Annotated in this window: 2 protein-coding genes; both read left to right on the top strand. The window is 71.3% G+C overall.

The annotated features are described in order from the left end of the window. The coding region (locus A8W25_RS14390) for a carbohydrate ABC transporter permease (protein ID WP_067161364.1) at positions 1-923 on the top strand (923 nt) is incomplete at its 5' end. Beyond that, positions 920-1,807 (top strand): carbohydrate ABC transporter permease, encoded by an 888-nt coding sequence (locus A8W25_RS14385; RefSeq protein ID WP_067161361.1) that lies wholly within the window; start codon positions 920-922, stop codon positions 1,805-1,807. The genes A8W25_RS14390 and A8W25_RS14385, both read left to right, overlap by 4 nt. The last annotated feature ends 284 nt before the right edge of the window (positions 1,808-2,091 follow it).

The following is a 2,091-nucleotide window of genomic DNA, read 5'->3' as shown; positions in this document are numbered from 1 at the left end:
CCCGGCGCCGGCGGGCGCGCGGCGAGACGGCCACCGCCTGGGCGTTCATCACCCCGTCGGTCCTGGTGATCCTGGGGCTGAGCGTCGTGCCGGTCATCTGGTCGCTGCTGCTGTCGTTCCGCGCCGACGACCTGGTCACCCCCGGCCGCTGGGTCGGACTCGACAACTACCGGGCCCTGTCCAAGGACCCCGGCTTCCGCGAGGCGGTCGAGAACACCCTGACGTACGCGGGCATCTATGTGCCGCTGAGCCTGGCGGGCGGGCTCGCGCTGGCCCTGGCCCTCAACCGGCGGATCCGGTTCGTCGGCCTCTACCGCACCCTCGTCTTCATACCGTTCGTCGTCTCGGCCGCGGCTCAGGGCGTGCTGTTCTCCTTCATCTTCGACCCGCAGTTCGGCGCGGCCAACTCGATCCTGCACAAGCTGGGCGTCTCCCCGCAGGGCTTCCTCACCGACCCCGGCCAGTCGCTGTACGTCCTGCTGGCGATCTCGCTGTGGAGCGGCATCGGCTTCTGCGTCGTCGTCTTCCTCGCCGCGCTCCAGGACGTACCCACCGAACTCGTCGAGTCGGCGCGCCTGGACGGGGCCAACCGGGCGCAGGTGCTGCGGTACGTGACACTGCCGACGCTCGCCCCGGTCACCGCGTTCCTGGTGCTCTGGCAGCTGATCACCGCGCTCCAGGTGTTCGACCTGGTGTACGTGACGACCAAGGGCGGGCCGCTGGAGTCGACCACGGTCATCGTGTACTTCGTCTGGCAGCAGGCGTTCCGCTCGTTCACCGCGGGCTACGGCGCCGCCGCCGCGTACGTCCTGGCGGTCGCCCTGCTGCTCGCGGGCACGGCGGTGACGCTGTACCGCCGCCACCGGGAGCGCACCACCGGCCCCGCGGCCGGACCGCTGCGCGCGGAAGGAGTGGCCCGATGACCGCCTCCACCATGGTCACCGAGGGCGCCGCGCCCGCGGCGGCCCCGGCGGCGCGCGCCGCCCGGCGGCGCCGACTGCCCTTCAGCGCCTGGCACTTGCTGCTCGCGCCGCTCTCGATCGGCTTCGCGCTGCCGCTGGTGTGGCTGGTGCTCAGCTCGGTGATGACCAACGCCGAGATCAACCGTTTCCCGCCGGCGCTGTGGCCCAAGGGGATCGACTTCGGCGGGTACCGCTATGTGCTGGGCAACGCGATGTTCCCGCGCTGGTTCGCCAACTCGTGCATCGTCTCGACCGTCGCCGTCGGCTCGAACCTGGTGCTCGGGGCGCTCGGCGGCTACGCCTTCGCCCGGATGCGGTTCCGGGGTTCGCGGGCGCTGCTCGCGCTGATGCTGGCGACGATGGTGATCCCGTTCCAGCTGACGATGATCCCGACGTTCCTGGTGATGAAGTGGCTGGGGCTGATCGACACGCTGGGCGCGCTGATCGTGCCCTCGCTGGTCACCCCGTTCGCGGTGTTCCTCTTCCGGCAGTTCTTCCTCGGGCTGCCCCGGGAGATGGAGGAGGCCGCCTGGATCGACGGGTGCTCACGGCTGCGGGTGCTCTTCTCGATCGTGGCGCCGCTGGCCCGGCCCGCGCTCGCCACGGTCGCGGTACTGACCTTCCTCGCCACCTGGAACGACCTGTCCTGGCCGCTGATCGCCATCAACCACGACACCCAGTACACCCTCCAGCTGGGGCTCACCACCTTCCAGGGGCAGCACCACACCCAGTGGGCGGCGGTGATGGCGGGCAATGTCATCACGGTGCTGCCGGTGCTGCTCGCCTTCCTGTTCGCCCAGCGGACCTTCATCCAGTCGTTGACGTCGAGCGGGCTGAAGGGCTGAGGCGCCGGGGCGCCCGTTCCGCCGGGCGCCCCTGCCGACACCCCTGGGGAGCCCCTGCCCGGGGCTCCCCCAGCGCTCGACGCCCCCGGACCAGAAAGCCCTTCGCCATGCCTTCACCACCCATGCCTTCACCACCCGTGCCCGCGTCTTCCGACCGCCCTTTCGACCTGCTCGTCGTGGGCGATGCCAACCCGGACGTGGTCCTCGGCCCGGTGCCGCGCGACCTCGCGTACGGCCAGCGCGAGCAGCTGGTCGAGCGGGCCGACCTCGTCCTCGGCGGCTCG

It is taken from the genome of Streptomyces sp. ERV7, assembly GCF_001653515.1.
In the GTDB taxonomy this organism is placed as follows: domain Bacteria; phylum Actinomycetota; class Actinomycetes; order Streptomycetales; family Streptomycetaceae; genus Streptomyces.
This window is presented reverse-complemented; position numbering and strand designations above follow the sequence as displayed.